Origin of the sequence: Marinobacterium weihaiense (assembly GCF_019061305.1) — a bacterium.
GTDB classification, from domain to species: domain Bacteria; phylum Pseudomonadota; class Gammaproteobacteria; order Pseudomonadales; family Balneatricaceae; genus Marinobacterium; species Marinobacterium weihaiense.
The window spans coordinates 1-25,144 of sequence record NZ_JAHQZT010000017.1; the positions used below are offsets into that span (position 1 = coordinate 1).

At 50.8% G+C, this 25,144-nt stretch carries 21 protein-coding genes, 1 tRNA gene and 1 pseudogene; 7 read left to right on the top strand and 16 right to left on the bottom strand.

The window, feature by feature from the left end; translation table 11 throughout:
* Nucleotides 1–123 precede the first annotated feature (123 nt).
* Nucleotides 124–2,151 carry a type I restriction-modification system subunit M gene (locus tag KTN04_RS12385; RefSeq protein ID WP_217335547.1) on the bottom strand — a complete coding sequence of 676 codons (2,028 nt, stop codon included), beginning with the start codon at nucleotides 2,149–2,151 and terminating at the stop codon, nucleotides 124–126.
* A gap of 627 nt (nucleotides 2,152–2,778) precedes the next feature.
* Between KTN04_RS12385 and KTN04_RS12390 the strand changes: the two are divergent.
* Nucleotides 2,779–3,201 (top strand): annotated as a pseudogene (locus tag KTN04_RS12390) (IS1380 family transposase); the annotation flags it as partial.
* Between the two features lie 244 nt (nucleotides 3,202–3,445).
* On the opposite strand, the gene KTN04_RS12395 reads toward KTN04_RS12390, so the two are convergent.
* From KTN04_RS12395 to KTN04_RS16890, 6 genes are all read right to left on the bottom strand, one after another.
* Nucleotides 3,446–3,916: a 30S ribosomal protein S10 gene (locus KTN04_RS12395; RefSeq protein ID WP_217335548.1), complete on the bottom strand. Its 471-nt coding sequence runs from the start codon at nucleotides 3,914–3,916 to the stop codon at nucleotides 3,446–3,448.
* Nucleotides 3,917–4,112: 196 nt separating this feature from the next.
* Nucleotides 4,113–4,676: a recombinase family protein gene (locus tag KTN04_RS12400; protein ID WP_217335549.1), complete on the bottom strand. Its 564-nt coding sequence runs from the start codon at nucleotides 4,674–4,676 to the stop codon at nucleotides 4,113–4,115.
* A gap of 112 nt (nucleotides 4,677–4,788) precedes the next feature.
* On the bottom strand, nucleotides 4,789–6,120 hold the full coding sequence (locus tag KTN04_RS12405; protein WP_217335550.1) for a DUF4236 domain-containing protein: 1,332 nt from the start codon (nucleotides 6,118–6,120) through the stop codon (nucleotides 4,789–4,791).
* A 23-nt stretch (nucleotides 6,121–6,143) separates the two neighbouring features.
* Nucleotides 6,144–6,371 carry a carbon storage regulator gene (locus KTN04_RS12410; RefSeq protein ID WP_217335551.1) on the bottom strand — a complete coding sequence of 76 codons (228 nt, stop codon included), beginning with the start codon at nucleotides 6,369–6,371 and terminating at the stop codon, nucleotides 6,144–6,146.
* A 272-nt stretch (nucleotides 6,372–6,643) separates the two neighbouring features.
* A tRNA-OTHER gene (locus tag KTN04_RS12415) sits at nucleotides 6,644–6,731 on the bottom strand.
* Between the two features lie 246 nt (nucleotides 6,732–6,977).
* Complete coding sequence (locus KTN04_RS16890; protein WP_254262539.1) at nucleotides 6,978–8,036, bottom strand: RNA-guided endonuclease InsQ/TnpB family protein; 1,059 nt, start codon at nucleotides 8,034–8,036, stop codon at nucleotides 6,978–6,980.
* A gap of 390 nt (nucleotides 8,037–8,426) precedes the next feature.
* Here KTN04_RS16890 and KTN04_RS12425 point away from each other — a divergent pair, with 390 nt between their 5' ends.
* Together KTN04_RS12425 and KTN04_RS12430 are read left to right on the top strand one after the other, a co-directional pair.
* On the top strand, nucleotides 8,427–9,395 hold the full coding sequence (locus tag KTN04_RS12425) for a hypothetical protein (RefSeq protein WP_217335552.1): 969 nt from the start codon (nucleotides 8,427–8,429) through the stop codon (nucleotides 9,393–9,395).
* A complete protein-coding gene (locus KTN04_RS12430) occupies nucleotides 9,385–9,846 on the top strand; it encodes a hypothetical protein (protein ID WP_217335553.1) in 462 nt (153 codons plus the stop codon). The genes KTN04_RS12425 and KTN04_RS12430 overlap by 11 nt, the downstream gene beginning before the upstream one ends.
* Here the strand turns inward: KTN04_RS12430 and KTN04_RS12435 are convergent.
* The 9 genes from KTN04_RS12435 to mobH form a co-directional block, all read right to left on the bottom strand.
* Nucleotides 9,840–10,103, bottom strand: coding sequence for a hypothetical protein (locus tag KTN04_RS12435; protein WP_217335554.1), 264 nt, complete (start codon nucleotides 10,101–10,103; stop codon nucleotides 9,840–9,842). The genes KTN04_RS12430 and KTN04_RS12435 overlap by 7 nt on opposite strands.
* A gap of 2,105 nt (nucleotides 10,104–12,208) precedes the next feature.
* Nucleotides 12,209–13,327: an RNA-guided endonuclease InsQ/TnpB family protein gene (locus KTN04_RS12440; RefSeq protein ID WP_217335600.1), complete on the bottom strand. Its 1,119-nt coding sequence runs from the start codon at nucleotides 13,325–13,327 to the stop codon at nucleotides 12,209–12,211.
* Nucleotides 13,324–14,589 (bottom strand): replication initiator protein A, encoded by a 1,266-nt coding sequence (locus KTN04_RS12445; RefSeq protein ID WP_217335555.1) that lies wholly within the window; start codon nucleotides 14,587–14,589, stop codon nucleotides 13,324–13,326. Before KTN04_RS12445 ends, KTN04_RS12440 begins: the two co-directional genes overlap by 4 nt.
* Nucleotides 14,590–14,603: 14 nt before the next feature.
* Nucleotides 14,604–15,065 carry a hypothetical protein gene (locus KTN04_RS12450; protein ID WP_217335556.1) on the bottom strand — a complete coding sequence of 154 codons (462 nt, stop codon included), beginning with the start codon at nucleotides 15,063–15,065 and terminating at the stop codon, nucleotides 14,604–14,606.
* A 16-nt stretch (nucleotides 15,066–15,081) separates the two neighbouring features.
* Nucleotides 15,082–16,260, bottom strand: coding sequence for a hypothetical protein (locus tag KTN04_RS12455; RefSeq protein WP_217335557.1), 1,179 nt, complete (start codon nucleotides 16,258–16,260; stop codon nucleotides 15,082–15,084).
* Nucleotides 16,260–17,249: a ParA family protein gene (locus KTN04_RS12460; protein WP_217335558.1), complete on the bottom strand. Its 990-nt coding sequence runs from the start codon at nucleotides 17,247–17,249 to the stop codon at nucleotides 16,260–16,262. Before KTN04_RS12460 ends, KTN04_RS12455 begins: the two co-directional genes overlap by 1 nt.
* 235 nt (nucleotides 17,250–17,484) lie before the next feature.
* Nucleotides 17,485–18,624, bottom strand: a complete 1,140-nt coding sequence (locus KTN04_RS12465; RefSeq protein WP_217335559.1) for a ParB/RepB/Spo0J family partition protein — start codon at nucleotides 18,622–18,624, stop codon at nucleotides 17,485–17,487.
* Nucleotides 18,625–18,631: 7 nt separating this feature from the next.
* A complete protein-coding gene (locus tag KTN04_RS12470; RefSeq protein WP_217335560.1) occupies nucleotides 18,632–19,687 on the bottom strand; it encodes a ParA family protein in 1,056 nt (351 codons plus the stop codon).
* Nucleotides 19,684–21,648: a MobH family relaxase gene (gene mobH, locus KTN04_RS12475; RefSeq protein WP_217335561.1), complete on the bottom strand. Its 1,965-nt coding sequence runs from the start codon at nucleotides 21,646–21,648 to the stop codon at nucleotides 19,684–19,686. Before mobH ends, KTN04_RS12470 begins: the two co-directional genes overlap by 4 nt.
* Nucleotides 21,649–21,911: 263 nt before the next feature.
* Between mobH and KTN04_RS12480 the strand changes: the two genes are divergently transcribed.
* From KTN04_RS12480 to pilL2, 4 genes are all read left to right on the top strand, one after another.
* Nucleotides 21,912–22,550 (top strand): STY4526/YPO1902 family pathogenicity island replication protein, encoded by a 639-nt coding sequence (locus KTN04_RS12480; protein ID WP_217335562.1) that lies wholly within the window; start codon nucleotides 21,912–21,914, stop codon nucleotides 22,548–22,550.
* A gap of 22 nt (nucleotides 22,551–22,572) precedes the next feature.
* Entirely contained in the window at nucleotides 22,573–23,346 is a 774-nt protein-coding gene (locus tag KTN04_RS12485) for a PFL_4669 family integrating conjugative element protein (protein WP_217335563.1), read from the top strand.
* Nucleotides 23,347–23,671: 325 nt separating this feature from the next.
* Nucleotides 23,672–24,046 (top strand): hypothetical protein, encoded by a 375-nt coding sequence (locus KTN04_RS12490; RefSeq protein WP_217335564.1) that lies wholly within the window; start codon nucleotides 23,672–23,674, stop codon nucleotides 24,044–24,046.
* Nucleotides 24,047–24,676: 630 nt separating this feature from the next.
* Nucleotides 24,677–25,144, top strand: a complete 468-nt coding sequence (gene pilL2 / locus KTN04_RS12495; RefSeq protein ID WP_217335565.1) for a PFGI-1 class ICE element type IV pilus protein PilL2 — start codon at nucleotides 24,677–24,679, stop codon at nucleotides 25,142–25,144.

Sequence of the window (25,144 nt, forward strand, 5' to 3'; positions counted from 1 at the left end):
TGTCAACGCCACTATTAGCGTAACGTCCGACATGACGTAGCCTTTTCACCTCCCAATGCTCCGGCACCTGCCCAATCCACTCAACGCCGGAATCCCTGTACGCGGGATACACTTTGTACTGGCTCATTCGCTGGCCACCTCTGCCAGTAGCGCGGCAATCTCGGCTTCCACCTGCTTCAGGTCTTCATCAATATCGTGCACCTTGCGCGGCGGCTGATACTGGTAGAAGAAGCGGTTGAAGTTGATCTCGTAGCCGACACGGCCCAATTGACCGTCCCTGGCATCGGTGAAGCTCTCGTCCGGCCAGGCATCCGGTACATGGGGCAGCACTTCACGGGCGAAGTAGTTCTCAATATCCTCCAGATAGGGGATATTTTCGTAATCGGTCAGGTCAGTATCCGGCACCAGCTCGCCGTTGGCATCCGTGACCGGCTCGGCTTCCGGGTCTTTGTGACCAAAGGCGTTGATCAGCGCAGTGATCAAGGTCTTGTTGGCTTTAACCTTCAGTTTCTTGGCTTCGTCGGACTTGATCGCGCCCTTGGCAAAGGTTTCTGCCCAGCCATAGGGCTGCGTTTGCCCGATCAGCGGCTTGAGGGCGTCGCGCCAGAATGTCTGATGCGCGTCAGGGAGCTTTTCCCAGGCGGCTTCGGTTTCCAGCCGCTCCATGCCTGCCTTATCCAGTTCCAGGGTCATGCGCAGCGGGCGCAATACCTTGATGCGGCGATAGCCAAAGGTACGGTAGTCCAGCATCCGGGAAAGCGCATCGGTTTCCCCTGCGGCGTAGATGTCCAGAATCTGGCGGCGTTGCTCATCGCTGACAATACGGCGCTTGTTGCCTTCGTTGCGAATCGAAGTCCACAGGTCGGTGGCGTTGATCAACTGCACCTTGCCTTTACGCTCCTGCGGCTTTTTGTTGGACAGAATCCACAGGTAGGTGGCGATATTGGTTCGGAAGAACAGGTCCGTCGGCAGGGCTACAATGGCTTCGATCAGGTCGTTTTCCAGCAAATGGCGGCGGATTTCCGATTCGCCCGATCCCGCTCCGCCGTTGAACAGCGGCGAACCGGACAGCACGATAGCGGCGCGACCGCCGCCATTGCTCGGCATTTCCAGCTTGCTCGCCAGGTGTATCAAGAACAGCATGGAACCATCGCTGATTTTCGGCAGGCCCGGCCCAAAGCGGCCCAGCTCGCCTTTTTTGTGCTCCGCTTCAACGGCAGTTTTGTCCTTCTCCCATTTCTTGCCAAAAGGCGGATTGGACAGGCAGTAGTGGAAACGCTCACCGGCAAACTGGTCGTTGGAGAGCGTGCTGCCCTGGCGAATGTTTTTCGACAGATCGCGGCCAGGGTCGGACTCCAAACGGCGGATCAGCATACCGGCCACACAAACCGCATGGGTTTCCGGCTCCAACTCCTGCCCGTGCGGCACCAGTACCGGCGGGATCTTGTCGCGGCTACCGTAGTCGCCCACATGGTTCATGGCATCGGTGAGGAAGCCACCCGTGCCGCAAGTCGGGTCATACAGGGTGCGAATCAAACCGGGGCTGGCCTCAAACAGGGCATCATCCGGGTCAAGCAAAAGCGCGGTCGCCAGGTGAACGATGTCACGCGGCGTCATGAAGTCCTCGGCCCCTTCGTTGACCTCGGCCCCAAAGCGGCGAATCAGGTGTTCGTAGATGTTACTCATCACCCGATCCGGCACCACTTCTGGGTGCAGGTCGATCTTGGCGAAGTTCTGGCAAATCTTGTACAGCAAGCCCGCTTTTTCCAGCCGAATCACCGTATTGCCGAACTCGAACTCCTCGAAGATAGCGCGGGCGTTATCCGAAAACAGGGCGATGTAGTCTTCCAGATTGCGGCGCGTCTTGGTGCTGCCGAGGGTGCCAAGGGAGTATTCAGAGGTGTTGTAGAAGGGATATTCAGCGGTTGAGCGCAGAATGGTGTCCAGCTCAACATCGGCATCCCTGAAAGCGTCATGCGCTTCTCTCACCGCCTCGCGGGTCGGCTCCAGCGCACACTCCAGGCGGCGCAGCAAGGTAAATGGCAAAATGATCTTGCCAAAGTCCGTATGCTTGAAATCCCCCCACAGGTCTTCCGCGTTCTTCCAAATAAAGTCAGCCTGTGACGCTGCCGATCCCGTAAAGTCGTTCATTCTGTCCTCCAACCACCTTTTGCACGAAACAGTACTATTGCCGGTGAGCAATCGTCAACCATGTTTTGCACAAAAGGGGTTAGATTCCAATTCTGGGCTAAATCTGCGATCCTACCTCAGAATGCAAATAGAGCGAAATGAAGAAGTCTTTTGAGGATGTACCATTAAGCTCTTTGAACTGGCTATAGTTCACTTACATACTGGTAATCACCGAGCACAATGTTAGATGCGCTCAGATCGGACAACTCGACCCGCTGATCCGTGAATTGTAGGTACTCGACATTACGTAACCCTGACTCCGTGACTTAAAACTCAGCTCGCATCTCCACATGCCTGTAACCACGCGGCCTGCGGCGGTAAAATGGACGCCATTCTCGATTCACCCAGACAGTGATATCTGACTATGCGGGACTTGACACGTACCTTCAAGCTGGAACAGTCCACCCGAGTTCAACAGCTAGCGCGCTAACTGCTTGATTTACAAAGACTGATTTTGAAAACGCTCCACTACAAATAAAAACATTATGTAAATCATGCGGTTACATTACAGGGAATAAATTCAAACATCAAATATGCATGCCACTACAGAATTTATTAAACCCTTAAAAATCAATGGTTTAATGGCTTATCTGTCGAACTCGGGAGTCCAAAACCGAGATTATCACACCCCACGGCGGTCTGGCGCTGGTTGGCCACAGTGTCAACAGAATGACCTCCCTGGCTAAGACCTCGCGCACCATCGTCAAGCGCCATGGCATCGCCAACATCGATCTCATTCGCACCTACCTGGGGTTGATTTGCCTTGGCAAGAGCGACTTCGAAGCCGTCGAGCACGCACGCCATGATCCCTTCTTTAAAGCGGCCATGGGCATCAAGCAATCACCTTCATCCGCTCGGCTGCGTCAGCGTTTCGATGAAGATGCCAGGGCACTGGTCCCGTTGTTGGATGAAGCCAGTGTCGAGTTTCTGTGCAAGGCGTCTGTACCTGTCGGCACGCTTGCCACCGGTCACGCGCCGCTGGATATAGACGTATTCCCCATGGACAACACCTAATAACCTGTAGCAAATGCCAGAAGAACCAAAAACTCAAAAAAGTTGAAATCCATGCCAAAAAATGTAATAAATGAACTGCCATGAATTCTTGGTCGTTTTCATGGTCCTTTTGGTTATAGCCATACACATGGCTAACCCGATAACTTTAGTTTGGTCGCTAGAGTTATCAAGGGCCCCTTTAGTTTTATTACGAAAGGGGCCCCCTACTTATGAACCTATATATACATTTACAAGACACAAGCTACGTGTCTTGCTCATATGATGGGTAAGATCCAAATTGTCCGTTATCGCGAATATAATAGTCTATACCTACTTTTTCTCGATTAGATTTATTATCTTCAGAATATAAATTTTCCTTTTTTAACGGACGTGCAGGCGATATAACATCTCTATCTTTGACTTTATATTCTGCTGGCTCAGGAGAAAAATTCTTTACTGATATATCAACCGTTCTAGGAACTTCTAATTTCTCCAATTCCTTCAAAAGAAAATTAGTATCATCATTAGCAAACAAATTCATAACTCGAACAAAAATGGGATCTTTAGTATTTCTACGCTTAACTGGTAACACAATAGGGCCGGAGAATTCCGCCGAATTAAGCTTAAAAATATTAACTATCGATCTAATTGTGGAATCCACAGCTTTATGATCGAATGAAGAAATTCTAAACCTTGTCGTATCCCGATTTACGAGAATCTTGTTCTTATCCATTTTAACATCCATGCATAAAATTTATTAATGGTAAATATTACGTAAACTACTAGAGAATGAAAGCGCCCCAAATTACCTAGTCATCACTATACCTATACACCATACTTGACAATAACTCCCTGGCTAACCGCCATGTGCAAACTCCTTATGCTGATAGTCAGCGTTACTTACGCTCTCCTAACGCGGTAACTACACATTAAAGCGGGTACCCTTCACGCTTGAGCGATGCATTTAATGTTGTACGGCTTACTTGGAAGTGCTGAGCGACCTCAGCTTTGGTCATCATCGGATCGGACAACATAGCCGCCGCTTTTTTCACATCCGAGGTCGAAAGAGCAGGCCTGTGCCCCCCTTTGCGCCCACGTGCCCGTGCTGCTGCCAAACCGGCCTTGGTACGCTCCAATATCAGACTGTGCTCGAACTCAGCCAGCGCACCAAATATATGGAATACCAGCTTCCCACTGGCACTGGTTGTATCGATGGATTCAGTCAGCGACCGGAATCCGATTTCACGCTGATGCAGGTCTTCGATGATCTCTACCAAGTCCCTCAATGAGCGAGCCAGTCGATCCATCAGCCAAACCACCAGAGTATCACCCTTCCGGAGTATACGCAGGCATAGCGACAGTTCAGGTCGCTCACGAAGCGTACCAGTCATCTTTTCCTGAAAAATCTGTTCGCACCCAGCCTGGTTGAGCGCATCGAGCTGTAGTTCCGGATGCTGGTCATGGGTACTGACACGCACGTAGCCAATAATCATCAGAAAACGTACCTTTTGTGTTCATAGATTATTGAACGGGTTTGTGGTCACTAAATCAAGGCAAAAGGGAGGATTTCAGGGTGCAGGTTTAAGCGTCCAACAAACGGTCTAATTACACCGGTTTTAACGGTTCCACCACTCTGAAGGTCCCGGTTTTGGTCATCTTCCGCTGCAACTCAAATCGCTCCAATGCGGCAATCGGATCCACTTGATCCAGTTGTTCGAAATTCAGTCCAGCAAAGCGAGGCTTGTCTATTACCACTGAGAGCAGGTAATCGTCGTTGATATTCCCGGTGGCTGGGTCTAGCCGCTGGGAATATCCCGAAACCACTACTCGATCGATACCCGGGAACAAGCCTAGCACTACACCGGCCAGTCTCAATACGATGCCATGAATATGTTGAGCGTATTCCTCGCGGCGCTGACGCTCGGATTTGTCTTTGATCAGCAGACGGCGATTACGTGCACCAAATTCAGCGCTACGTGTCGGTATGTCTTCGATCTCGGGTAGATCCACATCCAGATACACACGCTGCTTGGCTAAATCGATGTCAAAATCCACTAGGGTTTCCCGTGGCCAGTCCAGCTCATTGAGCTCTGCTGTCAGAATATCGGCCACCAGGCTGTCATCGGTCTTGAGCCGCTCGGTGAACATCTGGGCCAGTTGTGTCTGCTCGTGCTGATGGGCTTCCCATGCTCGGTTCCATTCAACAACCTGTTGTTCATACTGTTGCAGTCGGTGTTCATAAGCCTTGTCGATCTGCAGGCACTTCTGTTTCCACGCTTCCAATTCGGAGGCCCACTGCTGCAGATCTTGCTCCTGCGCTTGAATCAGTCGCTGCTGTCGACCGGGGATCAGCCGGTCCCAGAAACTGACCTCCAACTCGGGTTTCACCGGTCGGGATGGACGGCGCTGGCGCTCGGGCTTGGTGGGAGCCGGTTGATTGAAGGCCTCGGGCTCGTAATCCGGGATGGCACTTCCCGGTGGCACGATATCCTGATGAATATCCAGCAGCAGCTCCATATCGCCGTTGATGGTGTCCATCTCGGACTGGAGCCAACTGGTAATGCGATCAGCGTAGTCTGACCACACCATCCTGCGCTGGGATGCACTCAGTGGCTGACCTTCCTGATTCACCAGAGTCACCTGCCCTTTATCATCCAGCATTGCTTTGAACGCACTCAGCTCTGGCGCTGAAGAGGCGGTGTGATTGCTTTGGCGTTGCTGTTCACGCTGCGCCCGCCGCTGGTGACTGGGCGAGCCGGACAGCCGGGTCCGATAGGACAACCCCGTGCCGGGAGCGCCAACATTGCCCCAGAGACCATTTTTACCCAACGTTACAGATGCACCTCGCACACCGGCAGACAAGCTGACGCCTCGTTTGCCAAGGTTGAGACGAATACCCGGTGCCAAACGAATGGTATTACGAAATCGAAAAGCCATATGGTTTTTTGCAGCAGTCCTTGTTAACTACCGTAGCGACGGTATGGACGTGAGAAAGACTTAGAACAACTGTGATACAGCTCTTCTCGCAAAACCGTGACGGATTTAGGCGCGTCTATGTTTAAGCGGACCTGGTTTCTCATCTGACCGGTGGAGAAGTCGTCACGATCGTAATTGTGGGCTTCGACCTGAATGACGACATCATCCCCAATGTGAAAGCAGTGACCTTCCTTGATCGTCAGTATCAGCATTTTGTGCTCCTTGCATGCTGCGGAAGTTATGGATGGGTATGCAGCACTGTTGCTCCGTTACCAGTGTCACCGGCGAGGTCATTGGATAGCCCTCCGAGATCTTCTCTTACTGTTGCATACCATACGCCACTATAGCGCATTTAACAGCCGTTAGAACCCCAGGAAGAAGAGTGCGGCCGCGCTGTGAAGGCTAGAGTGTTCAACGCTATCGTATGCTCTTGGGGACTACTTGAAGGGACTCACAGAAAAAACTGCTACTGAGAGCAACTAAGTGGTGCACCCTGACAGGAGTCGAACCTGCATCAATCACTACCGGTGCCAGACCGGAGTGACCGCATTACCGTTATGCGTACAGGGCGCATGATTGAGATGTCTGCCGTACCCCTTCCCCTACGTCCAAAGCGATTCGTGTTATGAGCACGACGGTCAGATGCACAAGCAGACTAGTGCCATTTTAGCACCTTGGTGCCGCAATGGTGTGCAGTCACTATGGAATCCGACCAGGCGTATCGACAGCTGACCACACACGAGATCGAAGACCTTGGTGTTGAAATGAAGGTCGCTTTGGTCTGGACTACAGCGCCGGAATTGACATCCTCACCGCCCTTAAGAGGCTGTGATTCCTCCTGCGAGACGCTCATGCCCGAGCGCGAGTATGTTCCTGGCCGCGTTGATGTCGCGGTCTTGAGTGACACCACACTCACAGGTCCAGACTCTTATTCCAAGGCCAGCTCTACCTTTCGGGCTGTGGGCGCTGATAGCGCCGCAACACGAGCAGGCCTGGGTGGTGTAGGCTTCATTCACCGCGTGAAACATGATCCCGGCGCCAGCGCTCTTATAGGACAGGAACTGTTTCAGCATCGCCCAACCGGCGTCGTACACCGACTTGGCATTATTCGTGCGGGTGAATGAGGATGATTTCACATCGCCGATAACAATCAGGCCGCAGCGGTTCACCAGCTGGCGGCTGAACTTGTGCAAGGCGTCTTTGCGCCGGTTGGCGATTTTGGCGTGGATCGCCTTCACACGGTGTTTCTTCCGTGCCCGCTGGGCCAGGCCCAGCGCCCGTTCCAGATCGCGGTAGAAACGACCGGCTTCCAGCTTCGCACCATCCGAACAGGTTGCGGTGTCGTTCAGGCCAAGATCGATCCCGATTTGGTCCTGACCGGCCGGAATCTCGGCCTCAACCTCAACGACCACATTGAGGTACCAGCGGCCACGAGCGTCTTCGGAGAAGCTGCCAGCACAAAATTGATACCGGGCCAGCCCGTAGCTGTCCCAGACCTTGAAGTAGTGGCCGTTGTGGTAGACCTGGCCGTTTTTCCATTTCACCGCGCCCGCCTTGAACGGAATCCAGCCAAGCGAGCGGCGCACGCCGCCGCTCTTGCGCCATTGCAGCCGGGTCTTTTTGAACTGCTGCCGGCGGGTGACGTACTCGCGGCCGACTTCCTGCACCGTATGGCTGTGCAATCCGAGGTCTTTTCCGGCACCGTTGGTATAGGGTTGGATATCGTAGGCGGAAAGAAACACACCGCGCTCACGGATGGAGCGTTGGCTCAGTTCGTTCACATAGTTCCAGACCTTGTTCACCGACCACGCCATCTGCTGAAGCCGAGACCGGTGGCGATCCTTGATCCGAACTTTGAGGGTTTTGGTGTGCTTCATACTGTGAAAGTATACAGCATTATCAAACCGGCTACGCCGGTTGCACTATTCTTCCCCGCACTAAAAGTTACGGGGCTTGCAACAGGCTATCCAGGTAGACGGGCTTAAGCTACCGAATTCCGGATGACCATCAGAATTTATAACAGACCGGCAAATGCATCCCTGTCTAACCTAACCGGCGCTCCGTAGAGCGCACGGCACAAGGATACATAAGCCCATATAAAGAAATGTAAGGTTACTTTAACCACAGTAGAATGGTTAAAAAATGATCAAATTCGAGGAATAACAGGCTTTAAAAAGCGGTTTGTCAGTGCCGGTCTGTTATAAATTTGCTATCATGACGGCCAATCGGTACGACTTCCCAGGTCTACGCAAGATAGGAAAACCAACATGGATACGATGTCTGAGCACATCACACGCCTGCGGGATGCCTGTCAGGCTTTGATCAAGCATACGGCTGTCACGAAAGATGCCATTCTCGATTACCGCCACGATATGTGGTGCGCGGTGCCCACTTTTGATGTACCCGTAGATCTACAAGCCCTTCAAAACACCGAACCTTCGTCAGAGGCTTGGTACCGCGTTGCCGATGAGATTACAAATATTTGGATGGACGCTGGCAGTGCACCGCAGAATCATGGCGTTCTGGTTTGCAGTGTGTCGGACGTGCTTGATACCTTAATCAAGCTCAACCATATCAAACAAGAGGTACAACACGCCTCACAGGCGCTGAAAGACAACATATACAAATCCCGTGAGCAAGAAGAGTTGCCACTGGATGATGAGCTCCTGGATGGCTTTGCCGTTGCCCGGGCAGAGTTCCTGAACAGAGGACGTGATTATAGCTTTCACCAAATATTGAAAGGCATGAAATTGCCTTCTTTGAACTTCATCCGTGCTCAAAAGAAAGTCCGTATGCTGGAAAATACGGTCGTCCGAATCGCCTACACTTGGAACAAGATCCAATACCGCAAACGACTGATCGATCGGAGAATCTTGCAAGCGTTGTCTGCACATTTTGAGCGCAGTGGTAACCACCTGCGAAGCGTCGAGATTTGCGAGGCTATTGAAAGCTATCAGGTTGATTCAAGCGCTCCTCTGTATTTGTTGGCGCATACACCACCGACGCTTCGTGCCAACTACAAATGGTGGAACGACGAACTCAGCCAATACCAGTGGTCGCATTGCTTGGCGACTGGAATGCTTGTGGTTCCACAGGTTAATCGGCCAGAAGTTCGTTGGAAACCTGCTCCATCGCCGTCTGAGATCAAGCAAGCCAAAGCGAAATGGCTGAGAAATACCAAACTTCAGCCAGTTGAAATTGCCACTCGACTGGAGTTGTTTCGTAATGCCGGATAAAAGCCTTCAAGCCCAGCCAAAACTTCATATCTATGGTGGAAGCGCTGCGCTTTGCCTGGAAGGTTCGTTCAGGGGGCAAGGCGAACCCACCGTGAATATCGATGTAGCTCCCAAGCCTGACGGCCGCAATGTTGATTGGAGTCGCAAAATAACTGTTCAGCTATCTCACAACGAGCTAACTGTCATAACAGGCATCATGCTTGGTTACGCGCAGACACTTCAATGCGGTCGGCCGGACAAAGGCATCAATCTGAGTCGACAGCCGGGTAAAGTGTATGTGTCGGCCAGTGCTGGATCGGGGCAGATCTATGGTGTCCCTCTCACCGTTGGTGATACAGCCAAGGCTGCTGACTTCTTGCTAGCACGCGTCACACTGGGTAGTTTTACTGGCTCTGTCGAAGCAAGTATTGCATCGGTAAGGGGTGCCTGTGCCCTATTGAGGAATCAATAGCCGATTATGCTGACGTTGATGTTTTTCACTGCTTGCAATGCCTGAGCTTCATACGTTTCCAGCTGCGCAATTGTTGCATTACCCCAGTCGCACCCAGGTAGCCGACTAAATCCAACGTATGCTCGAATCCGCTTCAGTTCCTCAAGCATAACGTTGTGGTCTGACGTTGCCTTGATCACTTCAATAGCGTCTTGCACAGCTATGATGGCATGCTGTTGTGTAGCAGCACTACCTTCTTTCCCCCAGTCGAACAACATCTGAGTCTACCCACATCAAATTCTTTTGGTTTCAGTGGTTTACGCTATAGACGTAAATTCCACCCACAAGCCTTTTATACCATATATTTGGTGTGGGATTGTATTGGGGTGTTTCCTACAGGTTCGCGCTGGATTCTGTCGCGGTGGCCACTACGTCAGATACGGGCTGGCCTGGTACCGGTTGCGGGTCGGTAGTTTCTCCGGAGGTGCTGGGGCCGCTGGTATCTCAATGTCGTTATCGTGGCTGAGGTCGAGATTCCTGGCGCCCAGTATGTGAACGGTGTCGATCTTGGCTTGAAAGAAACGGTTACCTGTTCGGATGGCAAACTAGATGCCGGTTGTTTCTAGCGTGATCTGGAACCGGCGTTAGCACGCGCCCGGTGTGCACTTAAGAAGAATCACTTGCGGGTGATTTCTGCGCCAAAGTCGCCAACCGGCGGAGAGATGCCTTGCACAAATCCAGTTGCCAGCTGGTGAGTCGAACTGGGTAATCAGCCTCGACGATTTGAATTACCTGCATTGCCCTGCATGAATAAAGCCAAGTCGGCCTACTATGCTGGCTGGGCGATGCTGAAACAGTTCCTATCTATGAGAGCGTTGTGCATGGATCGTGTTCCAGGCCGTAAGTGAAGCCTACCCCACCAAGGCCAGCTCGTTTTAGTGCGTTATCAGCACCAACTGTCTGAAAGGTAGAGTGGGTCTAGGAATAGGAGTCTGGACTTATGAGTGTGGTGCTATTCATAACTGCTGCATTAACGCCGCTAAGAACATACCTGCGTTGGTCACTCGGGCATGAGCATCGAGCAAAAGGAATCACCCCTTCTTTAGTGAGCTGAGGACGTCGATTGTCAGGCGTTCGATTGGCTGCTATCGAATGTTTGTTCTCTACTGTTGGCCATCCACCTTTTGGTATCAATGCAGCCCTCCTCTGTCGCCCTTTGTTCTTGAAGTCACTTGAGACTCTGGAGCATTCAAGGATGAGGTATTGTGTGTTGATAGCCTATTGCTTGTTTTCTAGTAATAGTTAAAAGCCTGTTAAAAGATAATTATCCCTCTGTTACAACCCTGTTACGAAGCCTGAAATTAGGCTAAAAGCTCATTGCTATCAGTATCTTATGGAAATTACTGGAGTACAGTTCCACGGATTAAGGAGTGAGAAAGCACGGTATGGGGAGTTAAGTATCACGGACTCTGGAGTAAGGTATCACGGCCTGAAGAGTAGGGTATCACGGGGCCACTCACAGGTTTTGTAATGGTTGTCTACCATTTACCAACAACTTGTCCACAGAAGACAGATTTGCGAGATTTTTTAAAGCGGGTTTTTTGCATCAGCAGCACGTAAATATACATTTTTTTGATAAAAAAAACACCTTTTTTATGGAAAGTGTCCCACGTGGGACACTTTTGTGACAGCGTAATTTTATTATCCAGGCTAAACCCATAACCTATTGTTTTTAAAGGTTAAAAATTTAGGAGTAGAGTCCCACGGATAGAAAAATGATTTTTTTTGGGTGAATATGGCAAAAAAAATCGTGTTTTTTTCCTTCGATAACATTGATAACGGGTCTATTTATACTCCTGGCTAACTTAAAAACCCCCTATTTTTCAAGCGTGAAGGTCAGTTTGGTGTAGGGATGCACGGATGAAGAGTAAGGTATCACGGATATAAATGCCGGATTTTTTGCCTATGGATTACCTGGTAGCCGCATAGCTACAGGTCTGCACGGGACGGATAGCGGTTGCCGTTCGCAAGCAAGAGCTACCATCCATGACAGTGCGCGCCGGTACTGTATGAGTCATGGGTTACGGCTTGGGTGATACTGAATCCAATCAGTGCTGACTGTTGTACCGGAACGGTGCGCATTGAAGCGTTGACAGGGATTCACTCAGAGATCGGTGTACGCTATCGCCCCTGCAGCTAGGAAAGCTTAAGAAGGGTGGGCGGTTCGGTTACGGGGACACATGTTTCGGAATGCGGGATTGAGGGCAAGGCATGACTGCCCTCCCCCCTTTTGGTAAACCTTTGAGTGACTGCTCACCGCCCTAGCGGGCTATGCTTCCAACATCACAGGCAGTAACCGGCGCGTAGCCGGATTTACACCGCCTCAATTGGCAGGCACCGACAGTCCTTCGGCGCGTAATTTCAAAAGTCCCTGCTGGCGGATATTGATCGCGGCATTGATGTCGCGGTCAATGCCGGTGGCACCGCACGCCGGGCAGTCCCAGCGGCGGATATTCAGCGGCATCGACTCGACCTTGTGGCCGCAACCGGCACAGGTCTTGGAGCTGGCATACCATGGGTCGATCTTGACCAGGTATTTACCGGCCCGTTCGGCCTTATACGCCAGCTTCGTGATCAGGCTGTGCCAACCGGCATCGGCGATATGCTTCGACAGCTTCCGATTTTTCAACAGGTTTTGGATCTTTAAGGTCTCGACAATCACCGCTTGGTTATCGTCAATGAGCCGTCGAGACAGCGTGTGCTGGAAATCAGCACGGGCGTTGGCCAGGCGCTCATGCGCCTTCGATACCAACAGCCGGGCTTTGGCTCGGCCCCGACTGCCTTTCTGGCAGCGGGACAGGGCTTTTTGCTTGCGCCGCAGGTTGGTAGCGGCGCGTTTCAGGAACCGAGGATTGGGTGTTTTCACCCCGTCCGAGGTAATGCACAAATCGGTCAAGCCCATATCGATACCCACGACCCGATCCAGGCTCTGGACCGGTGTCGGCGCATTGGAGCCGTCATCGGTGAGAATCGAGGCGTAGTATTTCCCGGTCAGGGTTCGACTCAGGGTAATGCTTTTGACCGTGCCGGTGAGTGCTCGGTGGATACGGGCCTTGATTCGATCCAACTTGGGGATTTTGATCCAGTTGTCACCAGTGCTGACGCTGGTGCAGTGGTAGCTGGATTGTTTTCCGCGCTTGGATTTAAAGCGTGGAAACCGTGCCCGCAGCTTCGGGTTGAAAAAGTTCGAAAACGCCGTGTCCAAATTAATCACGGCCTGTTGCAGCGCCATGGAATCGAAGTCTTTGAGCCAGTGGTATTTACGGGACTTCTTGGCCACCGCCAGTAACGGTTTGATATCACGCTTGGCGCGCAGCTTCAAACCGTGACGTGTGTACTGGGTTCGCATCAGCCACAGCGCCTTGTTATAACAAAAGCGCACAGCGCCAAACTGCTGGTTTAAGAAACCAGCTTGCTCCGGCGTTGGGTAAAGGCGAACTATAGTGGCTGACTGGCGGTAGGGTACGCCGCGAGAATCTCTTGTGGGATAGCGTTGCGGCCGCGCTTTTTCTTCACTTCAGCCCATTCTTTTCGGTACTTACCTGTCTCGTCGTACAGGAAGTAAAACATCCATTCATCGTCACGTGGCGAGGCTTTGCGCCTGATGGGCTTCGGGCCATACCAGAACGCATAATCAAGCAGTGGCTGTGTATTGCAGAGCTTACGCAGGTTCTTTCGTGTTGATTTTAAATCGAATCCGGCAGCATCTGGACTGCTTGCAAGCTGAAGAAGTGCCAGTACTGCCGCTTCGTTACGAATTTTTACGGATCTCTGCGTGCCACAATAGCTCCGTGCAAACTGCGTCAAAGCACGAATCTGAGCAGATCTGATACTGGTGATATCATCGTGTGCCTTCAAGCGAGCAGTCGTGCTGGCCAGGTGCATGAACACGTTTATGGGCATCTTGAGCAGGACATAGTCATTGAGTGATCTGATGATTTCGTTTCCAATTAACTTTTCACCCAAGTACCACCACTGATCGATCAGGCTGTATGACCCTGCATCAACCACACCTTTGCGTGGTCTACCCTCTTCATCCAGCTCAAATACGAGGCCTGTTGTCTTGTGCTTCTTGTCTCGGCTGTACTGCGCCCTGGTCGCCTCATCTTCTATCTGCTTGTAACTTTCGGCCAAGCGAATATTAGTGTGATATTGGGTCGATGACAGACATTCCAGTGTTGTTTGGAGACTCTTGTACAGAGTTCCTGCATCGGTGATACCACGCCAGGTTTTATAGTCTGAGGGTCGAAAGGCCACCCAATAGTTCTCATGACGCTGGTCGGCTTGTACCTGCACAAACTGGCTTGTCAGGAACATCATAAAGAGTCGTTCGCTGTCTGCCGGTCGCCCGAGATAACTTGGAATAACGGTCGTCTTGGCGTTCCCGATTATGGTTTCGTACTTCCCTTTTGGACGTTCCAGTGATGCTGCGAACAAAGGGATGTCAGACACAACCCTGAGCTCGTAGTTATCAGGATCTGGTGTATCTAAGAGCATGGGCCTTGGGCTGACATTAGCTCTTGGGATAGCTTCTTCCGTTGCTACGCTCTCTGACAGCTTTGATATGGTATCAGCATCATCTTCGGTGATATTCCGAGGTGAAGGGTGCAGATGGAAGTCCTCTTCCCCCTCAAAAGCAGGCAGAGGCTCACCGGTATGCCCTTCTATACTTGGACGATCCTCTTCGTACCAATCCTTGCTCATAGGGTTCGCCTTTTCTAAATCTCAAACAGCTGGTCATTGATCGCAATGCGCAGCAACGTCGAGATAGCTGGCGGATCTTTGGGTAACGGTGGCTCTTCGTCTGGTTCGAACAGGTAGTCGAACTCGTTTTCAGAGTATCGCCGCTGGACATCGGTGATCTTGGCCATGTTGTCAGCACTGACAATGACTTGAATCTGCTGTGCGTCGCTCTGCCCCGCGTCGGTATAGTCGAGCAACGCCAGCATGACGATATCCGGCAAGGATTTAGAGGTGAACAACGTATCCATGTATGAATTGATTAGCTGGCTACGTTGGCGTGAGTGCATGCCCTTCTCTTCCAACGTTGATTGAAGGAGATGGACCGTTCTGGAAGGCAGCATGACGCTTTTGCGTTCGCTCTTTTGCCCGGCTTTAGAGCCGACCTGGTTACTGATTTCCGATGCCGGTTGTGCGCGGGTTATTCTGCGTTTTTTCATATGTATCTAACGAGCCCTACTGGTTCTCATCCATATTGTTGGTCAGGTACTCAATGATCAGGTTGATACCTACTTGAACCTGATTTTTATCCTGGAATGACTCGTAGCCGTATCGCTCTTGGGCTTGTCTCTTAACCCACTTCTCCCCTTCTATTCCAAGACCTCTGGCCATAGTGTTCAGTACGGCTTGTTGAACCGGCAAATCCCGCTTAGCGCCATGTACTCGGAATATTGGTGCCTGACGGCCCCCTTTGCGTGAGGCAGGCTTCTGTTGCTCGATTTGCTTCCCGCTTGATTCTTCATCAGCCTGTTGTTCAGTAGCAAGGCTGTCTGAAGCTGTATCGACATCTTCGGTGGCTGCTCCAAGCAGTGAGGTTAACTCTTGGTCACTCAACTCGCAGTAATCGGCAGCTTCGTGGAGTTGGATGCGCTTCTCATCAATCAGCTTCCAAAAAAGCTCTGACCGTTCACTGGATAGGATCTTCCGAATTCTGTGTGCATTGCTTTTGTTACGAATGCCGTAGTTGAATGCAAACTTCCGTACAGAGTAGTTTTCCGTGCTGTCGCCTGAGGCTTCTAGTAAGCGCTTAACAGCCAAAAGCTGCTGAATCCCAGTCAGCTCTTTATGGGTGGCGTTGTCTATGAACTCACGCCGTAGGTTTTCAGCATCATCGATCCCCTCTTCCAAAGTTCCAGGGATGATTTCAAACCCACGGACAACGTAGGCAAGTACCCGGTGGTTACCTGAACATACTTGCTTTCGCTGTCGGTACCGGTCCAATGCTTTGTAGGTAATAGGGTTCCTCAGATCGTCAACCGATTTGATCGTCCTTGCCAAGACTACGAGGTCTTCAAACACAGCATATTCTGCATCGCTCAACATGGCTTTTACTTTGCGCATGTTCTGAGTGAAGGCTTCGCTGGTGTCTCGGTCAGTTTTCCCTATCTGCTGCTCTAACAGCTCGAAGTCCCACTGGGCCTCTTCGAGCAGTGTTTTGAGTTTCGGGATGGTAAACGTCAGCTCATCACGTGCGTTTGCTGGGTTTAACTCCAGATACTCATCAATCGGTATGTACTTGGACGTGCGAGCAATAGTGTTTACCAAGCCCTGTGTGCCAGCCGCCGCACTGCCCAGTGCACTCCCTAGTGATGTCTCTGCGATCTGGCTTGAGGTAATGCGTCTTCTCTTTGACATTACTTACGCCCCCGATTTTTGGCATAGGCTTCTATCTCGGGTGACAAGGCGTGGCCCGCAAAAACCTTACGAGCAATATGGATCATCATGTCTTCCCCTTTCTGCCTCTGCTTGTTTGAGCGAGGTAATTTGAAGAGGCTGTCAGGCTTCACCTTTTTGAAATCGCGCGCAGAAATTTCTGCGGTAAGTGGGAGCACAATGCCTTTTGGTGGCATCAGTCCACTGTGGTGAGGGTCTGCATACATGTAGGCAAGCACTTCCCTATGAGAGGAGACAACTGACCTGACCTTATTAGGTACAAGCCCCACAAGTTGAACATCACGGTCACCATTACGATATGAACGCTCATTACGAACAGCGCCATACATAGCCAGTAGTCCCTGCAGACTCTTTTGTTCAGGCTCAAATGGAATGACAACATGTGTTGCAGCACGCATCGCCGCTCTGAATAGAGGTGTACGTGTAGGGGCAGTATCGATAATGATCAGGTCATAGAAGTCGCCGTATTGTGGATCATGGAGGACTTCTTGAAGTCGGTTAACGATATTTTCAACCAGCTCTACTGAGTTATCAGCGTAACGCCCATTGACCTGCTCAAGCTTCGTTGGATGGCCTACCATCACGTCAATAATGCCTGGGATGGGATCATCTTCATTGTCCGGATTGAATGCGGTTTCACGAGGTTCGCAAACCAGACCATCGAAGATGTCGGCGATATTTGAATCAGGTCTGATATGGGTATCAACTTCGGGATCAAAGTCGGGCAGCAGTGTTGGTACAAAGCCAGCCTCATTGGTCGGGTCGTCTACCACAGGGGTCATTTCGACATAGCGCTCGGACGTGTTGCACTGCATGTCAGTATCTACGAGCAAAACTTTCTTGCCCAGGTTGACTGCCATGAACTCAGCGAACAGCTCAGCAGTTGTGCTTTTCCCGACGCCCCCCTTCTGGTTCATCACCGCCAGCACTTCGTTCCTGTAGTGAAGCATTTTCGGACCTCAGTAGTATTTTGAATGTGCTCACTATAAAGACACTTATACCGTAATGCAATGAACCGTAATGCGATGCCCTGTAATGCGATGGCTCATGGTGCTATTGGTCATGTATATCAATGGGTTATGGTTGTTTCGTTTCGTATAGCATGTGTAGTGAGGGAGGCTTTCAGGTGTCCCACGTGGGACAGTTAAGCAGTAAAGTGTCCCACGTGGGACACCTGTGACCGCTCTATGCCTTGCTAAAATGCGAAGCCGCTACGTCCATAAGCCAATTAATGTGTTCAAGTGCATCCGCTTTGGATCTCACAGAAATTCCATTGTTTTCGATGTGTGACTGGATGCGGCCAGCTAGATCTGGTTTGTGGTTCTGAAGTTGTCGAACGGTTGAGTTGAAGATAAACCTCGTTAGCTGCTCAAAGTCTTCAGGGAAATGAAGGGCTCTGTCATCGCTGTTCTCACCATTTGCTTCGTTGAAATCGGGGGGTGATGAGCCATTAGAGCCTTTGGTCGAGCCATCATGTTTGTCATCTTTTGAGCCTGATTCCGTGGCGGGTATGATTGTTTCACTTGTCTTGATGGGCGTTGTTCTGTGCTGCTTATGGGTGTTTGGAAATTCTGAGCGAACGTCATCGTATGCCTGGGCCAAGCTTCTAAACTCGCCGCTGAGTAGCTTGTTCTGGTAGGTCTTGTCTTCCAACGCTGCAACAAGGACAGAGCGCCATCGCAGTGCATGGGTGCGTGACAGTGATAATCGACTCATGACTTCCTTGCGGGTGATGGTTTCAATCGCTCCACTTTCGATAAGCAGGCTGAACAACCGGTAGTATCCATCGGCTGTTTCTGTGAAGGTCAGGTTCTCACGCTTTGTGTTTTCAGCAAGGTGTGCCATGAGCTTTGTGGTGCTATCTATGGCATCAGGCAACAGATGGATTTCAACTTCACGGTTCAGAAGTGAGCAAGCCATAACGCGCGTGGACCCCAGGATGACTCTGTAGCGTCCATCGACAGCAACTGCCCCGGCAGGTTGGAGTTGCCCGAGTTTTTGAATAGAAAGTGCCATCTCTACAATGCGCTTAAAGCTTGAAAGAGCATGTGTGTCAGTTGCTTTTGGGGCCGAATCAAGCCATTCCAATGGGTCATCAAGACCGCCATTTAATGCGTCACTGGGCCATTCTAATGTCGCTTTAAACTGCTCAATTTCTTCTAAAGTCTTGAATGTATTCCTAACGTTATCAGGATTGATATCTACCAAAGCTGTTGAAATAGATAGGAATTTTGGTTTTGTACCTGTGCCTGATTGCATGCTGGATAGCCGGTCAATAGATGTGGCGGGGCGTACCCCTGATCCAATTTTTACCTTGGGTTTCATAGGTCACTCATGGATGAATTTTGTTAAATTTCTTTTGTTCCTGTCTCACCCGTTGCTTGTGCTTATCAAGACGGTCGACTGCGCTCGGAAGGGCATGTAGGAGGGGGTGCAAAATTTCAATGCAGGCATGTTCAAGGGCCATTCGAAGCCGGAATTCAGCTTTTGATTTCTTGGTTATATCGAAAATACTGGCTGCGGTATGCTTGCCGGACAAGACCTTTTTAACGGCTTCTGCTTGTGGAATAAACGAATGCTCTGATAGGTAATGTGCATCGAAAAGGTCTTTTGTTTCCTCATAGTGGAGCTTGGATATGCCTGCAGAGCGTGTGCTGCCAGCTACGTAACGGTTGGGGAGTAGGCCGATCAAATTCAATAGTGGTAAGCCTGCCGATTGGCGAAAGGCATTTTCAGTCTCTATGGTGGATTGCACACTCATGATTCCGTCAATGGAATGGACATCGAACTCCATGGGAATGACCGCATGTGTCGAGGCTCTGAAAACGGAGCGAGACAGGATGTTTCGCGTAGGGTTCGTATCAAACACAACCAAGTCGTAATGACTGGCTATCGCTTCGCATTGGGCGACGTGGAGCAACGATGTGTAAATATCTGCATCGACGCTGACAAACTCACCTGTACCCGTGGAAATGACTTGCTCCAGCTTCGCGCCGTGTGCAGGCAAAATTTCAACACACCCTTCAATTCCGGGGATGTTTTCAGCATTGATCCATGTGGGATACGGCATCACAACTTCACCGAGAAAGGCACCCGCAACAGAGGGCCTTTCAACCTGGTCATTATCAGTCGGGTCATAGTCCGGGTGAGGGGGTGGTGCTTTGTAATGTGCGCCTTTAGTGCCATGTGGGATTTGTTCTAACCCCACCATGAGAGCGGTTAGGTTGCACTGAATGTCGGTGTCGATCAGCAGCACCCGGAGCCCAACAAATCGTGCCGCGTACTCAGCAAGACTTGCTGAAAGAAACGTCTTTCCAACGCCTCCCTTTTCGTTTGATATGGCAAGAGCGGGGGTGATGTACCGCATATCTTCGACCGCTTCTGTCATGATGCTTCCTCGCTGTTCATCAACTCAAGAATCGGGTTCTCTGACATGGTTGCCAGCTCAGGGAATAAGCTGCGATCTAAAAGGAAGGCGCTAACAGTGCTTTCTTTTCGTGGTCCGCGCACAGCGATCTTGTGAAAGTCTTCGCCGTTATTTTTGATATGCACGTTGAGGGATTTAACTTCGCGTTGTAGCTGCAGTAGCTGCCTGTCTCGGTTCTTCCCGTACACCACAGCCTTCGCCTTGTTATCGTCCAGATACAAGTCGAATACCTTGGGCGAGACTAATGCGACCTTCCCCTCAATGATGTGAACGGGAGCCCCGCTTTCATTCACGCGGATACGCCGGTATTTAATGCCGCTTAACAACCAAGCAAACAGCTCGCTTTGTGCCCGAAGAGGTGACGATTTAACACCTTGTTTCGACTTGTATGCAGGCTTTTGCTTAGGTGTGCGGCTGACAACTTTTACTGGCCTTGATCGTGTAGCTATATTGGATTCTTCAGAGGAAGATGACGCCGTATCGAGGGTTTTGTCCTCGTTGGATACGGAAAGCGTTTGTTCCGCGGATGCAGAAGGTGTGCTTGTACTGGCCTCATCCTTGGGTACATCAAGTGCGGATGAAGATAGTGCTACCGCTGAATCAGAGGCAGTGTCAGTCGTGTTGGAATCCGCATCGACATGTAGGGTTGATACCGCTGTGTGGGGTTCTGATGCAGTCTGAGTGAGTAGGGGGTCCGTGACGGACCCCCCTGGGGTGGAGCAATCCGCTCTCAATTGCACTTCTTCTCCCTTACTATCAACTGGCGTAATCGTGCCTGCGAATGTGTTGGGCGTGCCTGAAACCCAAAGCGTTTCATTTGGTATCACGACAAAGCTGAGCTTCTGGGTCCAGCTTCTCTGCTCATCATTGACGACAGCTTGCTGGCTATCCCCGCTATCAACAGGAGGAATAGTGACCTGGTGTTCGTTCAGGATCTGCATCAAACGCAATGGTGACTGGGGTATGGATTTGTGTCCTGCCGCCAGAAGGTACTCTCTAACTTTTTCCATAGTGGACTTGGCAACGATGTACGTGTGCTCATTCGTCACCCATAAACTTGCACCAGGCAAGTTGCGCTTGAGCTTTCCTTCGTTCGCAAGTGTTTGTAAGGCTTCAAGAATCTTGGCATGAAGGGGCTTTTCTGCACTGTCTTGCAGGCCGGTATCTGGCCCCAGGTTGTCTGCTGTTGATCCTCGGTCTGACTTGCGGATGAGTTCTCCAATGACGCCAGCACCGGTTGCTGATGCTGATAACGTGTTCATCATTTGACCCAGCAGCTTTCTATCACCGATCAGCCATTTAGATGTAGAAGGAGTTAGGAGAAAGGGAAGGAGGGTGATCCCCAGCTTCTCATGTAACCCGTGGATGTGTTCCCCATGAGTTTGGCGGTACCGATAGGCATACTCAGAGCCGACGGGAATTGGGCCGTGCCAGGCTTGCCAATGAACAAAGTTTCCGGATAGGTCCTTGTAGACTGTTTCCTGATCGCCAATGACCTTGCCGATATCGTGAAGTAGGGCGCAAATAAATATGCCGTACCGCCAGCGTTCTGCATTATGAAGTAGCTCTTCAGGCTCCGAACCAGGAGGAAGGATTACCCCGGAACTCAGGCGTAACGCTCTTAGCGTCACATCCAGTGTGTGACTCAGCAGACCGCCTGCTTGAGAGTGGTGATGCAGGCGTGAGGCTGGATGGTCTTGAACCAATTCGGCAAAGCGTTCCAATGCATAAAGGTAGTGCGCATCCCACACTTCCTGAGTCACGCTCAGCGAACGCTTTATAAGTAGAACGATCCTCTGTCGTTCATTGTCAGCCAGCAGCTCCCGTCCCGACTTAGACACGGGATATTTTTTGGAGCTTGACGATGTTGTTGGTTCAGATTCTGTTTCGGTGGAACCAATTAACCTAAGAAGTCTTTTCATTCGAACGATCTCAAATGGCCCCCTTTGGCTGAGACAGAATATGTTTCTCAGGTTGCTGTGGGTTCGAGAGGGGGTAGTACATGTTGAATGAAACCTGGACAGGCAGCGCTAGGGATTCTGGAGGATTTGAAGACGCTGTGTCGGAGTAAATAGATCATGGACCACTGACCTATTTCTTATGGAAGAAAGTGGGTTTCTGGTGAAAATGTGATCAGCAATTTAGGACGTAGGGTGCCGAGCTGGCATCAGGGAGAGAAAGGAATATGAGGGAACTACGGAGTAGAGCAGATCAGAGTGGGTTATCACACTCTGGTGATGCGTATATTCCGCAAAAAACATTGGATGGTGTACATAGCCTGGTTGTCAGGATCCTGCTGGATATCACGTTATCAGCCAAGAACGGTACAGCGCATCGATATCAAGCATTAGGCATGACGCAAGAACAAATTCAGCAAACCTCTCAGCTTTCGTCTGATGTAATGGACGAACTTGCACATGGTTACGCCCGCACTGTTGCATGCCGGGCGGCACAAGGGGGCGCCCTTAGCGTCAACTACTTTGAGATCGGTGAGCTTGTACATCGACGGCAAGAGGACGAGGGCTTGGCTCTGAGGTTCCTGAAGGCTGAGGCGTCTAACGAGCTTATGTACAAGCTGTTTGGTAAACGCTCAACCGAATGCACTAGTCTACGCCGGGAGCATAACATACAGGCCAAGAAGGGCCGGAAGTGTGATCCGAAAAATGTAGATGAAGCCCAGATGCAGATTCATCGGCTGTTCCAATCCGTGATGAAGGAAGCGCGATGCAGCCGTTTTGCGTTGCTGATTATTCATGAAAGAACGGGCTTCCCGATTAATTATGTCCACCGCGTTGTAACTGATAACGACCAGTTTCCGCTCTAATCGAAATGACAGGACGAACTCGATGGCCAATCAAGCGAACCAAAATCGCCGTGAGCTGGCAGGCTCATTCAAATATGTAGAAAACCCCACAATTCAACTTATCACGAATGTAGCACTGTTTCTCTGGAATGGCCGAGAGCGAACTGAGAACAAGGCGTACATCATGTCTATGCCGGAACTGCTACGTCGAGTTCGTAACATGGAATCCGCTATTCAGCAGGATGATCCATGGGCTGACAAAACGTACCTGGCGCTTCAGGAAGCGATTGATGAAGCTGAGCATGCATTTCAAGCCAAAAAAGAAGAGCTTGAAGCGGTAGTTGAACAGGGGCATTCCCGAATCAGTTTTCCAAGCGCTGTAACCAAAAGCCCAGTGGAACGTGAAATTGTTGATCATAGCCGCCTTGGATTCAGGGTGCTGGAAGTCTTGGCGTTAGCTGATGACACGGCACGACTGATCCTTGAGGCACAACATCGTGGCCGTATCGATGCGCGTGAGAAGGTTTTGCTCGTGAAGAGTGTTGAGTCCATATTCAGGGCGATGATGTCGCATGTGTCAAAGTGGCGCTATTTTGGTGTTACCCGTGATGATGTGGCGGCGAATACCCAGCCCGCTCAGAAAGCTAAGGCCGCGTTTGGTGAAATCGAGCAAGAGTATTTGGATGGTAGTTTGCGCAGTAAATTTGCCCCGGAGCTACCTAAAAAGCGCCAAAAGGTTTCGCAGACAGAAGCGCCGGTGACTGATGATGAGGTTGAGGCGGAAGTTGCAAAAATGACCGCTGCTGCCCAGGGCTAGTGGTGGTCAAAAGGGCCTGTGCCCCGTGGTCAAGTGGGCACAGAACCGGTGGTCAAATGGTATTTATGGCTGAATCCTGAAGATACACATAAGTTCCTGGTCAATGCGCTATTTCATGGGGGTGGTCACGAGAGGATCACCCCTTTTTTTGATTTAAAAACATTGACTTACAATAAACACTGAATGTGGAATAAGAGCAGTGAAGAAGGAAACCAAGCTGAGAAACCCCAATCCCTCTGAAGGGGACGAATCCCTATATAATATATATACCTTATCCTTTAATAATATTATGGGATCGGCCTCTGACGTAGTACGAGGACGATTCATGGTGAGCTTGAAGGGGCTTGAGGAAAGGGCCCAAGATCTTCTCGATGAATACCAGGTGTTCAAGCTTGATAGGCTGTCCTTGGTCCGCCGCAGCTTCGAAACTTACAGTGCATTGAGTTGGCGAATTTCACTGGATGGATCGAAGAGGCGGTTCACGTCTTTGGATGATGAGGCTGCAACCGCGCTACTGGGATCGGTGCAGGAATTTGAACGTGATCAGGTTGTGTGCCTGGATCGGGAGGTTCAGCTACTGAATGCGAATCTGAAGATCGAATGGATTACGTACCTTGAGCATTGCCGCCTCTCAAAGTTGCCAGAAGAGAAACGGCTCTCGCCCAAACAGATGCCCAGGGTCCTGGATGCGCTGAGTTGAAATTATCAGGTGTGAAATTTATAGTAATGCCATTGTTTGTTGATCGTTCGATCACGGCTCGGAGTAGAGGCCGAGGAGCCAAGACCTCTTCAGGCGATATGTATTCGCCCCTTACGAAACACCGCGATACCTCTCTGCATTTCACTACCTTTTCGAGCCAATGGCTCACTTCGAGGTGCGGTAAACAGGCATTCAATGAGTGTCTTTTTACAGCACCTTGACCCACGGAAGTCTGCTTGTCTCAAGCTGTGAGGGCGAAAGACAACATGAGCGCTCCGATTTCAAAACCACATCTAGCCCGTGCCCTGGATGGCGAAAGCCGAGTTAAAAATTGAGAATAGGCACGTTCCTTTGTTGGGCGAAGCCCAGCCTATCCTTGCCGGATTCCGGTGAGGGTCACGGATGAAAAAAGCCGCATTTAGAGAATCGCTCATAGTTCTCGATAGGAGATACTAACGGACCTCCTAGAGCATTTGGCTGTGCTGGCCACCTGGTTAAGCCCCCGCACGCGGGGGTAAACCATTTTCAACAATTGGGTCAATTTCGATGACCTAATTACCCCATATTCAGGTTCGGATTTTGGATAAGGTTGCCACGTAGTTCGACGCGTGTACCTACGAGGAAAATCCGATGCACCTGAAATCTTTGATCGGGGCGGTATTGCTGACAGCTTCCGGCACTAGTGTTGCTGGCCCAGCACCAGAGCAGAACCCAGTTACCACTCCAGACCCGATTATCCCCCAGGATTACATTGAGACCGGTCGTTACTCCCGAACCGTCAATGAGCCTTATTTGTCCCAGCGAAACCCTTTGAAAATCATCGTGAATACCCGGATTCCCAACTCCGTGGACACGGTCGAGCAAGCGGTGCAGTTCCTGTTACTGCGCTCTGGCTATCGTTTGGCGGATGCATCTGTTCGTACTCATGAGGCCAAGGTGTTACTGAACCATCCTTTGCCCCAGATACACCGTCAGCTTGGCCCTATTACCCTGGATAAAGCGTTACAGACTCTGGCAGGTGATGCGTTTGAGTTGGTGGTAGATCCGATTAACCGCAAGGTCACCTATGTGGCGTCACGCGACTTGGTGGGAGGGTAG